Genomic DNA, 14,798 nt, shown 5'->3' with positions numbered 1-14,798 from the left:
CCTTCGGCAGCTCCTACAGGGATCGCATTCCCCTGTAGGAGCTGCCGAAGGCTGCGATCTTTTCGCTTTCTGACACGACACATCTATACAACCTCCTTACAATCCCTCCTTTGTTAGCTGCCTAAGCAAGGATTCTGCATGCAAGCCGCCAACCCGCGTCGCGGGTACATTCTGGGCCTGAGTGCCTACATCATCTGGGGCCTGTTCCCGATCTACTTCAAAGCCATCGCCGAGGTTCCGGCGGTCGAGATCATCATCCATCGGGTGTTGTGGTCGGCGCTGTTTGGTGCGCTGTTGCTGATGGTGTGGAAACACCCGGGCTGGTTGCGCGAGTTGCTCGACAATCCCAAGCGACTGGCGATTCTGGCCTTGAGCGGAACGCTGATCGCGGCCAACTGGCTGACCTACGTGTGGTCGGTGAATAACGGGCGCATGCTCGAAGCGAGTCTCGGTTACTACATCAACCCGTTGGTAAATGTGCTCTTGGGCATGTTGATTCTTGGCGAACGCTTGCGGCGGATGCAGTGGATCGCGGTCGGTCTGGCAGCGGTCGGTGTAGCGCAACAGGTCTGGCAGGTCGGCAGTCTGCCGTGGGTGTCGCTGGTGCTGGCGCTGACGTTCGGCTTCTACGGTCTGATCCGCAAACAGGCGCCAGTCAAAGCGTTGCCGGGGCTGGTGGTGGAAACCTGGATGCTGGTGCCGATCGCGATTGCCTGGCTGCTCTTCAACCAGACCGCGACCAGCGCTCAACCGGAGTTCTGGACCACGTCCCAAGCCTGGTGGCTGGTGGCGGCCGGTCCGGTGACATTGGTGCCGCTGGTGTGCTTCAACGCCGCCACGCGCCACTTGCCTTACACCACCATCGGCTTCCTGCAATACCTGGCGCCGACCCTGGTGCTGCTGCAAGCGGTGTTGCTGTTCGGTGAGCACTTGTCGTCGAGCACGTTAGTCGCGTTTATCTTCATTTGGGCCGGTCTGGCCGTTTACAGCGTCGATGCCGTGATCAGTTTGCGCCGGCGCAGCTGATCAAAAAACGTACAAAGCCTCGCAGGCCACGGTTCTCGTGGCCTGCATCGTTCCTTCCCAAGGTTATCCACAGCGTGATCCCCGCCGTTTGTGTGCAAGTCACTGAATGTTGGCGGTTTTTTGATCAACTCCAGCAAAGCCACGGCGGGCCTAGCGATGCGGGCAGTCTCTACAGGTTATCCACAGGCAGGTGCACGTTTAAACTGGATAACCCGGTCAGCGTTTAAACGTCTGTGCGTAACACCAGTTCGACCATCAGATCATCGGCCAGGGTTTCCAGGCGCGACTGCAAGACGTCGAGCGACAAGGTCAGTGGCACTGCAAGAATCGCCTCAGCGTGGAACAGCGGTTCACTGCTCATCGGTGCCGGGCGCACTTCCGTCACCAGCCGCTCAAGGTTGACGCCTTGCTCGCTCAACAGCCGGGTGATGTCGCGCACGATGCCGGGACGATCATTGCCCACCAACTCCATGGCGATCGGTTTCCAGGTGCAGGACTGCTCGATACCACTCTCGGCAATCAATACGCGGATGCCATGCGTCGACAGTGCTTGTAGGGAATCGACTAATTCGTCGTAAGCCTCCGCTGGCACGCCCACCCGAAGAATGCCCGCAAACTGCCCGGCCATCCGCGACATGCGGCTTTCCAGCCAGTTACCGCCATGCTCGGCGATGCATTGGGCGATGCGCTCGACCTGCCCGGGCTTGTCCGGGGCGAATACGGTGAGTACGAGATGGTCCATGGCGTCGCCCTCTTGTCATGACTTTTGTTATAGAAGGGGAAGTATAGGCAAGGGTCGAATTTGCGTTGAGGCGACCGACGCTTTCGCGAGCAGACTCGCTCCCACATAAACCGGTGCCATAGCAGCCAAATAGCATTTATGTGTACAACTTTTTATATTTAGCTGGAACAATCCAATGGTTTTTTGAGAACATCCCGTTCCGCGATGTGACCGCAATGCGACATGAGGTCGCAGAACGACGTAATTAGTCTGATTTTCACAAGCGCAACTCATCATGTAGTATGCCGCAGCGCGCACTACATAACGCTGGATCGATGTCTGCCCAAGGCCTGTTCGCAACCCTGAAAGCCCCGTCAGCAAGGCCCCCAAGCCGTTGATTGGTCCCAGCCCAGCCGCCCGCAATGGCATGTACTGGTCGGCAGGTTTGTGGTTTAAATGGCCAGAGGCTTCATTGTCAAATTGAAGAGCTGAAAAGCGAAATAGCTGAGCAGAGTGAGGCAAGCAATGACTGAACACGTTCAAGTCGGTGGCCTGCAGGTCGCCAAAGTCCTGTTCGACTTCGTGAACAACGAAGCCATTCCCGGTACCGGCCTCACCGCCGACAAGTTCTGGGAAGGTGCCGACAAGGTCATTCATGACCTGGCGCCGAAGAACAAAGCCCTACTCGCCAAACGCGATGACTTCCAGGCTCGTATCGATGCCTGGCATCAGGAACGCAACGGTCAGGCGCACGACGCCGTGGCCTATAAAGCCTTCCTGCAAGAAATCGGTTATCTGCTGCCAGAAGCGGCTGATTTCCAGGCAACGACACAAAACGTCGATGATGAAATCGCCCGCACCGCCGGCCCACAACTTGTTGTGCCGGTGATGAACGCCCGCTTCGCTCTCAATGCCTCGAACGCCCGCTGGGGTTCGCTGTATGACGCCCTCTACGGCACCGACGCGATCAGCGAAGACGGTGGCGCGGAAAAAGGCAAAGGCTACAACAAGGTGCGTGGCGACAAAGTCATCGCCTTCGCCCGTGCGTTCCTCGACGAAGCTGCGCCATTGGCGGCTGGCTCCCACGTTGATTCGACCGCCTACAAAATCGCTGACGGCAAACTGCTGGTCACCCTCAAGGGCGGCAGCAATACTGGCCTGCGCGATGACGCTCAGCTGATCGGTTTCCAGGGCGACGCCAACGCGCCAATCGCCATCTTGCTGAAACACAACGGTCTGCACTTCGAAATCCAGGTCGACGCTACTACCCCGGTTGGCCAGACCGACCCGGCCGGCGTCAAAGACATCCTGATGGAAGCGGCCCTGACCACCATCATGGACTGCGAAGACTCCGTGGCCGCCGTCGATGCTGACGACAAAGTGGTGATCTACCGCAACTGGCTCGGCCTGATGAAGGGCGACCTGTCGGAGTCCGTGTCCAAGGGCGGTCAGACCTTCACCCGCACCATGAACCCGGATCGCACCTACACCGCGCCGAATGGCGGTGAAGTGACGTTGCACGGTCGTTCGCTGCTGTTCGTGCGTAACGTCGGTCACCTGATGACCATCGACGCGATCCTCGACAAAGACGGCCACGAAGTGCCGGAAGGCATCCTCGACGGTCTGGTCACTTGCCTCGCGGCGATGCACAACCTCAACGGCAACACCTCGCGCCGCAACACTCGCACCGGTTCGGTCTACATCGTTAAACCGAAGATGCACGGCCCGGAAGAAGCAGCGTTCACCAACGAGCTGTTCGGCCGCATCGAAGACGTGCTGGGCCTGAAGCGCAATACGCTGAAAGTCGGGATCATGGACGAGGAACGCCGTACCACGGTCAACCTCAAGGCCTGCATCAAGGCAGCCAGCGAGCGTGTGGTGTTCATCAACACCGGTTTCCTCGACCGTACCGGCGACGAAATCCACACCTCCATGGAAGCCGGCCCCGTTGTGCGCAAGGCTGACATGAAGACTGAGAAGTGGATCGGCGCATATGAAAACTGGAACGTCGATATCGGTCTGAGCACCGGCCTGCAAGGTCGTGCGCAAATCGGTAAAGGCATGTGGGCCATGCCCGACCTGATGGCCGCGATGCTCGAGCAGAAAATCGCGCACCCGCTGGCCGGCGCCAATACCGCTTGGGTACCGTCGCCGACGGCTGCTGCGCTGCACGCGCTGCATTATCACAAGGTCGACGTGTTCGCCCGTCAGGCCGAACTGGCCAAACGTGCTCGTGCTTCGGTGGACGACATCCTGACCATCCCGCTGGCGGTCAACCCGAACTGGACGCCAGAGCAAATCAAGAACGAACTGGACAACAATTCCCAGGGCATTCTCGGTTACGTGGTGCGTTGGATTGACCAGGGTGTTGGCTGCTCGAAAGTACCGGACATCAACGACGTCGGCCTGATGGAAGACCGTGCCACGCTGCGTATCTCCAGCCAGCACATCGCCAACTGGCTGCGCCACGGTGTGGTGACCGAAGCGCAAGTGATGGAAAGCCTCAAGCGCATGGCGCCGGTGGTGGATCGTCAGAACGCCAACGACCCGCTGTACCGTCCGCTAGCACCGAACTTCGACAGCAACATCGCCTTCCAGGCGGCGGTCGAACTGGTGGTTGAAGGCACCAAGCAGCCGAATGGCTACACCGAGCCGGTGCTGCACCGTCGTCGTCGCGAGTTCAAGAAGGCCAACGGCTTGTAACTTGCGCTGAATGCCGGACATGAAAAAGCCCTGATCGAGAGATCAGGGCTTTTTTGTTTGGTTGATCGTTCCCACGCTCCGCGTGGGAATGCAGCCTGGGACGCTCTGCGTCCCTTCCAAAGCCGAACGCGGAGCGTCCGTGGAAGCGTTCCCACGCAGAGCGTGGGAACGATAAGCGAAAGAGCGGCAGGTCCTAGGGTTCGATACCTAATTCATGTTTCACCAACGCCAACAACTTGCCCGTATCAATCGGCTTGAGCAAAAAATCCACCACGCTCAAATGCATCGCCGCAATCGCGTCTTTCACATCAGCATCGCCGGACACGATGATGATCGGCATCGCTGCCCTAACCGACTCACGCACCTGACGGATCAGCTCGAGGCCGTCGACATTGCCCATGCGCAGATCCGTGATCACCAGCCCGATCGAAGGCTTTTCTTCGAGCATCTTCAGCGCCGTCTCGCCACTGGCTGCGGTCATGCAACGAATGCCATCCAACGCGAGAATCTCCGACAACAGCTCCCGGGCGTCCTTGTCGTCATCAACGATCAATACACGCTGAGGTGGCAGGTCAGGTTCGAGCATGACTGCACTGAGCGCTTCTCGCTCGGCATCGCTCAAAATATCGTGGTCGGACATGGCGCTCTCTAAATATTCAAAACAGTCCCTTGGCAAGTGGTCAGACATCGCTGGGCAGAGCTTCAATGTGCACTTCGTCGGATTTTTTTCCAAGGGGGCAAACCAGGGAATTTCCGACTGTTTGCGTAGGGCATCTCCGAAACTGCGCCAATGGTGGCAAAACCTAGACTTACGTCCAATGGGCACCCCGCCCGCAGGGGTCGACCATGGCCAGAACGATCCGACAACAACAATTCGAAAAGACTGCGGTAATGGTTATGAGTAAAGCGGACGCCTTCACCCAGGCAGGGAAAACCGCGGTATTGCAGAACATTCAGGGCACCCTGCAATTCCTTCAGCGCTTCCCGCCCTTCAATCAGATGGAACACGCCCACCTGGCTTATCTGGTGGAGCAATGTCAGCTGCGTTTCTACGGCCAGGGCGAGAGCATCATCAAACCCGCCGACGGCCCGGTCGAACATTTCTATATCGTCAAACAAGGTCGGGTGGTTGGCGAACGCCAGCACATCACCAAACCCGGCACCGAGACGACGTTTGAAATCACCACCGGCGAATGTTTTCCGTTGGCCGCACTGCTCGGTGAACGCGCGACGCGCACCGAACACCTGGCCGGCGAAGATACGTTCTGCCTGCAACTGAACAAACTGGCGTTCATCAAACTGTTCGCCCTGTCCAACGCCTTCCGTGATTTCGCCTTGCGCGGGGTCAGCAGCCTGCTTGATCAGGTCAATCAGCAAGTGCAGCAAAAAGCCGTGGAAACCCTCGGCACGCAGTACTCGCTGAACACCCGACTCGGCGAACTGGCGATGCGTCATCCAGTGACCTGCGGCCCGGACACGCCATTGCGCGAAGCGGTGAAGTTGATGCACGAGCAGCAGGTCGGCAGCATCGTTGCGGTGGATGAACACAAGGCGCCGTTGGGCATTTTCACCCTGCGCGATCTGCGTCATGTGGTGGCCGCCGGTATTGGCGATTTCGGCGAAGCCATCGAGCGCCACATGACGCCTTCGCCCTTTTATCTTTCGCCGGATCACAGTGCGTTCGATGCGGCGATTGCCATGACCGAACGGCACATCGCGCATGTCTGCCTGGTCAAGGATCAGCGCCTGTGCGGCGTGGTCTCCGAGCGCGATCTGTTTTCCCTGCAACGGGTCGATCTGGTGCATCTGGCGCGGACGATTCGCAGCGCCCAGCGCGTCGAACAACTGGTGAGCCTGCGCGGCGAGATCGGCCAACTGGTCGAACGCATGCTCGCCCACGGTGCGTCCTCGACGCAGATCACCCACATCATCACCCTGCTCAACGACCACACCGTGTGCCGCGTCATCGAACTGACCCTCGCCGAAAAAGGCGATCCCGGCGTGCCGTTCAGTTGGCTGTGTTTCGGCAGCGAAGGTCGCCGCGAGCAGACGCTGCACACCGATCAGGACAACGGCATTCTGTTCGACGCGCGGGACGCAGCACATGCGGCAGAGATTCGCGGCAAGTTGCTGCCGATTGCCCAGCAGATCAACCAGAGTCTGGCGCTGTGCGGTTTCACCCTGTGCAAGGGCAACATCATGGCCGGCAACCCCGAGCTGTGTCTGTCGCGGGCAGAATGGGCGCGGCGTTTTGCGGCGTTCATTCGCGAGGCGACGCCGGAAAATCTTCTTGGGTCGAGCATCTATTTCGATCTGCGCGTGGTCTGGGGCGATGAAAAAAGCTGCGAACAGTTGCGCCGGGGCATTCTTGACCAAGTCGGCGACAACCGTTTGTTCCAGCGCATGATGGCCGAGAACGCCCTGCGCAATCGTCCACCGGTGGGACGTTTCCGCGAGTTTGTGCTGGCGCGCAAGAATGGCGAGAAAGCCACGCTGGATCTGAAGGTGCAGGGGCTGACGCCATTCGTGGATGGCGCGCGACTGCTCGCGCTGGCTAACGGTATCGACGCCAACAACACCCTCGAACGCTTCCGTCAGTTGGTCGAGAAAGAAGTGATCGAACGGCTGGACGGCGCGGCGTATGAAGAGGCGTATCACTTCATTCAGCAAACGCGCATGCAGCAGCATCAGTTGCAGACCCGCGAGAATCTGCCCTATTCCAACCGCGTAGACCCCGACAGCCTCAATCACCTGGACCGGCGCATCCTGCGTGAATCCTTGCGTCAGGCGCAGCGCCTGCAAAGCAGCCTGACCTTGCGGTATCAGCTATGAGCCTGTTTTCGTGGCTGCGCCCGGCGAGTGCGGTGGTGCCGGCGGATTTGCAGCAGCGTCTGGCTCAGTTGCCAACGATTACACAGCTCAGCGAATGCACACTGCGCGAACAGCGCTGGGTGGTGCTGGATCTTGAAACTACCGGGCTGAATCTGAGCAAAGACCGAGTGTTGTCGATTGGCGCGGTGGTGATCGAGGACGGCGCGATCGATTTCAGTCAGCAGTTCGAACGCACGTTGCAATGTCGCGAATTGAAGCTCAGCCCCAGCGTGTTGATTCACGGGTTGGGGCCGAATGCGATTGCGGCGGGCAGTGAGCCGGCCGAGGCGTTGCTCGAACTCATGGAATTTATCGGCGACAGCCCGGTATTGGCGTTTCATGCGCCGTTTGATCAGCACATGCTCGGGCGCGCGTTGAAGGAGCATCTGGGGCACAAGTTGCAGCAGGTGTTTCTTGATGTCGCCGACATTGCACCGCTGGTGTGTCCGCAGGCGCACATTCGTGAGGCTGGACTGGATGAGTGGATCGACTGGTTCAAGCTTGAGGTGTTCGAGCGGCATAACGCGAGTGCCGATGCGCTGGCGACGGCGGAACTGGCGTTGATTCTGTTCAGCCGGGCGCGGGGGCAGCAGATTCATAGTCCGTTGAACTTGCAACAGCGGTTGAGTCAGTGGAAGCGTAGGCAGCAGGCGCCTTCGTTTTAAATCAAAAGCCCCTCACCCCAGCCCTCTCCCGGAGGGAGAGGGGGCCGACCGAGGTGTCTCGGACTTTCCATCGACCTGAGAAATCGGGTCGATTATGGATTCACTGAAGATCGCTCAGGTCGGTGTACCTCCAGAATATCCCCCGATCAGTCCCCTCTCCCTCTGGGCGGTCCTACGTTTCGGGAGGGCTAGGGTGAGGGCCAGCCCTTAAACGCCCACCTGACCAGTGGCCAATTGCTAACCATTCCCACCTCTGCCACAATCGCGAACAATTCGCGTTAGTTAACATTTCCCAATCGGTGATGTCCGGTGTCGTCAGTCCCAAGCCCTAACAGTGAGCTCGTCGGTGCGATGTATCGCGACCATCGCGGTTGGCTGCTGGCTTGGCTGCGGCGCAATGTGGCGTGCCCAGAGCGTGCCGAGGATCTGAGTCAGGACACCTTTGTGCGCCTGCTCGGTCGCAACGAAATGCTGACACCGCGCGAGCCGCGGGCCTTTCTGGTGGCGATCGCCAAAGGCCTGCTGTTCGACTACTTCCGCCGCGCAGCGCTGGAGCAGGCCTACCTCACCGAATTGATGCTGATCCCCGAAGGCGAGCAACCGTCGGTGGAAGAACAGCAAATGATCCTCGAAGACCTCAAAGCCATCGACCGCTTGCTCGGCAAACTGTCGACCAAGGCCCGCGCCGCCTTCCTTTATAACCGCCTCGATGGCCTCAGCCATGCCGAGATCGCCGACAAGCTCGGCGTCTCGGTGCCGCGTGTGCGTCAGTATCTGGCGCAAGGCATTCGTCAGTGCTACATCGCCCTGTACGGTGAGCCGACATGAGTCCGGCCAGTTCCAGCCCCGTACCGGCGCATGTACTGGACGCGGCGATTGCCTGGCAACTGACCCTCGACTCGAGCAGCCCGCTGGAGCGCGAGGAGTTTGCCAAATGGCATGCGGCCCATGAAGAACACGCCCGGGCGTGGCGACAACTGGGCATGCTCGATCAGCGTTTCAGCGTGGCTAAAGGCCCGGCACGCAGTGCCTTGCTACAGTCGCGCGAAGGCATTCGCCGGCGCGTGCGCAAGCTTGGCAGTGGGTTGGCCAGCGTTGTAGTGATTGTTGGTTTGGGGTTGTTCGCCAGTGAACGGTTTCTGCCGCTGGATTACTGGCTTGCCGATCAACGCACCGCGACTGGTGAACAGCGCACCGTGCGTCTGGCTGACGGCACGGTGCTGAATCTGAACACCCACAGTGCGGTGGATGTGCGGTTCGATGACAAGCGCCGATTGATCGTGTTGCAGGAAGGCGAAATTCTCGTCGAGACCGGTCATGGCGATGCGCGTCCCTTTATCGTCGAAACCCGCGAAGGCAGCATGCGCGCCTTGGGTACGCGGTTTCTGGTCAAGCGTGAAGACGAAGGCACGCGCCTGAGCGTGTTGCAGTCGGCGGTCGCGGCGCACCCGCAATCCAATCCTGAAGAGCAAATTCTCCATGAAGGCCAGCAAGTGCTGCTGCGCAGTGATGGATTGGGTTCGATCGTCGCGCTCAATCCCGGCGCGGATGCCTGGACCCGCGGCATGTTGGTGGTGGATAACGCGCGCCTTGGCGATCTGGTGCATGAACTGGGGCGTTATCGTCGTGGGCACCTGGGCGTGGCCCCGGAAGTGGCGGACCTGCGCATCACTGGCAGCTTTCCGCTGCATGACACCGATAAGGCCCTGAGCGCATTGCTGCCGACCCTGCCGGTGCAGATCGAGCGGCATACGCCGTATTGGGTCACTGTCGCGAAGGCCGATATCAAGCCTGAGTAATGCGGTGTCTGAGCGGCCGCCATCGCTGGCAAGCCAGCTCCCACAGGGATCTGCGGTGAGCAGCAATTTTGTGAACAGCACTGAAACCTGTGGGAGCTGGCTTGCCAGCGATGAGGCCCCTACAGCCTCCACTTTCAGTTAATCGAAATTATTTTCATCCAGCCCTATCACTTTTCGCTTTTCATTCGGCACACAGGCAATTGAGAAATATTTCCATTCAGGAGCCGCCGTATGTCCCGTTCGCTAGACACCTTGTTGCGCCCCAGTCTGCTGGCCGTCGCTATCGCGCTCAGCGCGCCGCTGATCAGCAGTCCGTTGCTCGCCGCTGAACAAGCGTCCAGCGTGCGCGCCTACAATCTGCCGGCGGCGCCACTATCGACCACGCTGAACCAGATCGCCAGCCAGGGCGGCATCGCGCTGTCGCTGAATCCGTCGCTGGCCGCAGGCAAGACCTCGGCACCGGTGAACGGCCAATACGACGCGGCCGGTGCCTTGCGCGCGGCCCTGCGTGGCACCGGTCTGCAACTGGAACAAAGCAGCACCGGCACCTACACCCTTGTTGCCGTGCCTGAAGGAACGTTGGCCCTGCCGGAAACTTCCGTCATCGGTGTGGAAAACTTCGAAAGCGCTTGGGGCCCGGTCGAAGGCTACACCGCCACCCGTACCGCCGCTGGCAGCAAGACCGACACCGCACTGGTCGAAGCGCCGCGTTCGATCTCCGTCGCGACTCGCCAGCAAATGGACGACCGTAGCGTGCACAGCCTCGACGATGCTGTGCGCTACATGCCGGGCATCACCGCCAGCAGCTATGGCAGCGATACCCGCGCCGACTGGCTGCGTGTGCGCGGTTTCGAACCGACCCAGTTCCTCGATGGCCTGCCGCTGCCGAAAGGCGTGTACGCCAACCCGAAACAGGAAACCTGGAACCTCGATCGCCTCGCCCTGCTGCGCGGCCCAGCCTCCTCGGTTTACGGCCAGACCCCGCCGGGCGGTTTGCTGGACATGGTCAGCCGTCGTCCAAGCGCCGAAGCCAGCAACGAAATCCAGCTGCAGTACGGCAGCGACAACCACCGTCAGATCAACTTCGCCAGCACCGGCAAGATCGATGACGCCGGCCAGTTTCTCTATGGCCTCAGCGGTGTGGTGCGCGACAGTGGCACGCAGGTCGATCACGTCGACAACAAGCGCTACAACATCGCGCCGAGCCTGACCTGGAACATCGACGACGACACCAAGCTCACCCTGCTGAGCCAGTTCACCCGCGACGATACCGGCATCACCAGCCAGTTCCTGCCGGTGCAGGGCACCAAGATCAAGTCACCGTTCGGCGATATCTCCCACCACAAGAATCTGGGTGATCCGGACTGGGAATATTACGATCGCACCTACTACGCGCTGGGCTACGCCTTCGAACATCGTCTGAACGATGTCTGGCAGTTCAAGCAGAACCTGCGCTACACCAAGTCGGATCTGTCGTTCCAGTCGCTGACGCCGGGTTCCTACCCGTTCACCGAAGTGGATGATCAAGGCAACGTCGGGCGCACCAGCACCAGCGTCGAAGAAGACATCAGTCAGTTCGCCGTGGACAACAACTTCCAGGCCGACTTCGCCACCGGCGACATCCGCCACACCCTGCTGCTGGGCCTGGATCATCAGCGCAGCAACACCAACTACACCTCGATCTTCGGCGACGGTTTGACCACCAACGTGATCACCCCGATCTACGGCCAGCCAATCGTACGTCCAGCGCGCTCCACGGCGTTTTACGATTACGACCAGAAAACCTACCAGACTGGCCTGTACATCCAGGACCAGATGGCCCTCGACCAGTGGCGCCTGACCCTCGGCGGCCGTGAAGACTGGGTGCACACCAGCACAAAGTTCATCAACAAGGGCGATGCCACCAACACCCAGCGTGACAAGGCCTTCAGCGGCAACGCAGCGCTCAGTTATGTCTTCGACAACGGTTTCGTGCCGTACCTGTCGTACGCCGAATCCTTCCAGCCGACCACGGGCGCCGACGCCACCTCGACCGGTTCGCTCAAACCGACCGAAGGCAAGCAGTGGGAACTGGGCATCAAGTACCAGCCACCGGGCAGCAAAACCCTGCTGACCGCCGCCGTGTACGACCTCACCCAGAAGAACGTCTCGGTTAACACCTTCGTCAACAACGTCTCGATCACCAGTCAGACCGGCGAAGTGAAAGTCAAAGGCCTCGAGCTGGAAGCGGTTTCCGACGTCACCGACAACCTGAAAGTCATCGCTGCCTACACCCTGGCCAAATCCGAAGTGCAGAATGGCGTCGACAAGGGCAATCGCCTGCAACTGATGCCGAACCAGCAAGCGTCGCTGTGGACCGATTACACCTGGCACGCCGGCGTCCTCGACGGCTTCGGCATTGGCGGTGGCGTGCGTTACACCGGCAACACCTACGGCGACAAGGCCAATACCTGGCTGGGCAAAGCGGACGCCTACACCGTGTTCGACGCAAGTGTGCATTACGACCTCGGCCGTCTGGACAACAGCCTCAAAGGCGCGTCGCTGGCGGTCAACGCAACCAACCTGTTCGACAAGGAATACATTTCCACCTGCGACAGCTTCTACTGCTACTACGGCGACACGCGCAGTGTCGTCGCCAGCGCCACTTACAAGTGGTAAGCAACTGAGCTGAAACAGGCCCTGTGACCAGGCCGTCCTTCGTGGACGGCTTTGGTGTTTTTGAAGGTCATGAAATGAAAAGTAAAACAATTCGTCGCTGGTCGTTCATCCACACCTGGACCAGCCTGGTCTGTACCGTGTTTTTGCTGATGCTGGCCTTGACCGGTCTGCCGCTGATTTTCCATCACGAGATCGAGCACCTGCTCGGCGATGCGCCCGAAGTGCGCGAGATGCCGGCCGACACGCCGCGGCTGAATCTGGCGCAACTGGTCGAGGCCGCCGAAAAACATCGCCCCGATGAAGTCGTGCAGTACTTCGGTTTCGATGACGATGAGCCGAATGCCGTACTGACGATCATGGCGAAAACCGCCGGCACTGAACCGAACTCGTCGCACACCTTCATGCTCGATGCACGTACCGGTGAAGCGCTGGAAACGCCGTCGGCCAACGGCGGTTTGATGCTGTTTATCCTGCGCCTGCACGTCGACATGTTCGCCGGGCTGCCGGGCAAATTGTTGCTGGCGTTCATGGGGCTGCTGTTTGTCGTGGCCATCGTATCCGGGACGGTGCTGTACCTGCCGTTCATGCGCCGTTTGAAGTTCGGCACGGTGCGTCAGGACAAGTCGACACGGCTGCGCTGGCTCGACCTGCATAACCTGATTGGCGTGGTCACCCTGACCTGGGCATTGGTGGTCGGCGTGACCGGTGTGATCAGCGCCTGCGCCGACCTGCTGATCGCCGCCTGGCGCAATGACGCACTGACTGCGCTGATCGAACCTTACCGCGATGCGCCACCGCTGACCCACTTGGCGCCGGCCACGCGTTTGCTCGATATCGCTGCTGAAGTTGCGCCGGAGATGAAACCGGACTTCATTGCCTTTCCCGGCACACGCTTTTCCAGCGAACACCATTACTCGGTGTTCATGAAGGGCGGCACGCACCTGACCTCGCATCTGCTGACGCCGGTGCTGATCGATGCCACCACGCTGCAGGTCACCGCCGTGGCCGAACGTCCGTGGTACATGGACGCCATGGGCATGTCGCAGCCGTTGCACTTTGGTGATTACGGCGGCATGCCGATGAAAATCCTCTGGGCCACGCTCGATGTGTTGACGATCATTGTGCTCGGCAGTGGCGTTTATCTGTGGGTGGTGCGGCGCAAAGCGGCCAAACCCCTGCTGGAAACGGCGGAGGCGTCTGCATGAAGCCGCGTCAGTCGAATTTCTGGAAGGTGTTCAGCACGCCGATCGTGATTGCGTTGCTGAGTGCAGCGGGGTTGTTTGCGGCGTTGCTGGGGGATGGGATTTGGGATGTGTTGAGCTGGGTTGGGCTGGGTGTTCCGGCATTTCTGGCGATCAGGGGATTGTTGCTGCGCAGGTAGTTTTTGTGCTGTCGGTGATGGCCTCATCGCTGGCAAGCCAGCTCCCACAAGGATCTCTGCTGGGCCTGAAATGTGTGTTCACTGCAAAAACCTGTGGGAGCTGGCTTGCCAGCGATGGCGGCCGGATGGGCGCCATAAATTCCCTCGCCAGCCATCGCGGTTCTGACTAGGCTAACCACCTGCTCTTCGACGATCACCGAGGTTTGCCAATGTCTGCCCCCAGCATGACCCTGTACCACAACACGCTCTCTCCGTTTGTGCGCAAAGTGATGGTGTTGCTGCACGAAACCGGCCAGCAGGATCGCGTCGCCTTGCAAGACTGTGTGCTCAGCCCGGTCAGCCCGAGCGCCGAACTCAATGTCGATAACCCGCTGGGCAAGATTCCCGCCCTGCGTCTGGCCGACGGCAACGTCATCCATGACAGCCGGGTGATCCTCGAATACCTCGACCAGCAGCACGTCGGCAATCCGCTGATCCCCCGCGAAGGCGCGGCTCGCTGGCGGCGTCTGACCCTGGCATCGATGGCCGACGGGATCATGGATGCGTCGGTGATGGTGCGTTATGAAATGGTCCTGCGCGCGCCGGAAAAACATTGGGACGAATGGCTCGAAGCGCAGCGCGACAAGATCCGCCGTGCCCTCGCGGTGTTGGAAAAAGATGCCATTGCCGAGCTGACCAGCCATTTCGATGTCGCGGCGATCAGCGTGGCGTGTGCGCTGGGTTATCTCGATCTGCGTTTCCCGGACCTGGGCTGGCGTGATGCCAACCCGCAACTGGCCAACTGGTACTTTGAGGTGAGTCAGCGACCGTCCATGATCGCCACGATGCCCAAGCCTTAAATCGGCGGCGCCTGTTCCGGCCTCTTCGCTGGCAAGCCAGCTCCCACAGGATTTGTGGTAGATCGGGGATTTATGTCATCACCGAACTCATTGTGGGAGCTGGCTTGCCAGCGATGGCACCCACTCGGTTCCACA

Annotated in this window: 12 protein-coding genes; 10 read left to right on the top strand and 2 right to left on the bottom strand. The window is 59.9% G+C overall.

Annotated features, from left to right (window positions below; all coding sequences use genetic code 11):
- The first annotated feature begins 138 nt into the window (after positions 1–138).
- The gene (rarD, locus tag PMI23_RS24905; RefSeq protein WP_007910020.1) at positions 139–1,026 is read left to right on the top strand and encodes an EamA family transporter RarD; all 888 of its coding nucleotides are present in this window, start codon (positions 139–141) and stop codon (positions 1,024–1,026) included.
- Between the two features lie 223 nt (positions 1,027–1,249).
- Here rarD and PMI23_RS24900 read toward each other — a convergent pair whose 3' ends face one another.
- Complete coding sequence (locus tag PMI23_RS24900) at positions 1,250–1,768, bottom strand: glycine cleavage system protein R (RefSeq protein WP_007910018.1); 519 nt, start codon at positions 1,766–1,768, stop codon at positions 1,250–1,252.
- A 504-nt stretch (positions 1,769–2,272) separates the two neighbouring features.
- Between PMI23_RS24900 and PMI23_RS24895 the strand changes: the two genes are divergently transcribed.
- Positions 2,273–4,450: a malate synthase G gene (locus PMI23_RS24895; RefSeq protein ID WP_007910017.1), complete on the top strand. Its 2,178-nt coding sequence runs from the start codon at positions 2,273–2,275 to the stop codon at positions 4,448–4,450.
- Between the two features lie 193 nt (positions 4,451–4,643).
- Here the strand turns inward: PMI23_RS24895 and PMI23_RS24890 are convergent, their stop codons facing one another.
- Complete coding sequence (locus PMI23_RS24890) at positions 4,644–5,090, bottom strand: response regulator (RefSeq protein WP_007910016.1); 447 nt, start codon at positions 5,088–5,090, stop codon at positions 4,644–4,646.
- 257 nt (positions 5,091–5,347) lie between these two features.
- Between PMI23_RS24890 and PMI23_RS24885 the strand changes: the two genes are divergently transcribed.
- From PMI23_RS24885 to PMI23_RS24850, 8 genes are all read left to right on the top strand, one after another.
- Positions 5,348–7,282: a putative nucleotidyltransferase substrate binding domain-containing protein gene (locus tag PMI23_RS24885; RefSeq protein WP_311196957.1), complete on the top strand. Its 1,935-nt coding sequence runs from the start codon at positions 5,348–5,350 to the stop codon at positions 7,280–7,282.
- Complete coding sequence (locus tag PMI23_RS24880) at positions 7,279–7,986, top strand: 3'-5' exonuclease (protein ID WP_007910014.1); 708 nt, start codon at positions 7,279–7,281, stop codon at positions 7,984–7,986. Before PMI23_RS24885 ends, PMI23_RS24880 begins: the two co-directional genes overlap by 4 nt.
- Positions 7,987–8,337: 351 nt before the next feature.
- Positions 8,338–8,814 carry an RNA polymerase sigma factor gene (locus tag PMI23_RS24875; protein WP_007910013.1) on the top strand — a complete coding sequence of 159 codons (477 nt, stop codon included), beginning with the start codon at positions 8,338–8,340 and terminating at the stop codon, positions 8,812–8,814.
- The gene (locus PMI23_RS24870; protein WP_007910012.1) at positions 8,811–9,785 is read left to right on the top strand and encodes a FecR domain-containing protein; all 975 of its coding nucleotides are present in this window, start codon (positions 8,811–8,813) and stop codon (positions 9,783–9,785) included. The genes PMI23_RS24875 and PMI23_RS24870 overlap by 4 nt, the downstream gene beginning before the upstream one ends.
- A gap of 231 nt (positions 9,786–10,016) precedes the next feature.
- Positions 10,017–12,443, top strand: a complete 2,427-nt coding sequence (locus PMI23_RS24865) for a TonB-dependent siderophore receptor (protein WP_007910011.1) — start codon at positions 10,017–10,019, stop codon at positions 12,441–12,443.
- A gap of 74 nt (positions 12,444–12,517) precedes the next feature.
- The gene (locus PMI23_RS24860; protein WP_007910008.1) at positions 12,518–13,648 is read left to right on the top strand and encodes a PepSY-associated TM helix domain-containing protein; all 1,131 of its coding nucleotides are present in this window, start codon (positions 12,518–12,520) and stop codon (positions 13,646–13,648) included.
- Complete coding sequence (locus PMI23_RS24855) at positions 13,645–13,824, top strand: hypothetical protein (protein WP_007910007.1); 180 nt, start codon at positions 13,645–13,647, stop codon at positions 13,822–13,824. The genes PMI23_RS24860 and PMI23_RS24855 overlap by 4 nt, the downstream gene beginning before the upstream one ends.
- Positions 13,825–14,033: 209 nt before the next feature.
- Positions 14,034–14,663: a glutathione S-transferase gene (locus tag PMI23_RS24850; protein WP_007910004.1), complete on the top strand. Its 630-nt coding sequence runs from the start codon at positions 14,034–14,036 to the stop codon at positions 14,661–14,663.
- The last annotated feature ends 135 nt before the right edge of the window (positions 14,664–14,798 follow it).

Source organism: Pseudomonas sp. GM24, assembly GCF_000282235.1.
Lineage (GTDB): Bacteria > Pseudomonadota > Gammaproteobacteria > Pseudomonadales > Pseudomonadaceae > Aquipseudomonas.
The sequence above is the reverse complement of the archived record's forward strand: the minus strand, read 5'-3'. Positions and strand labels throughout refer to the sequence as shown.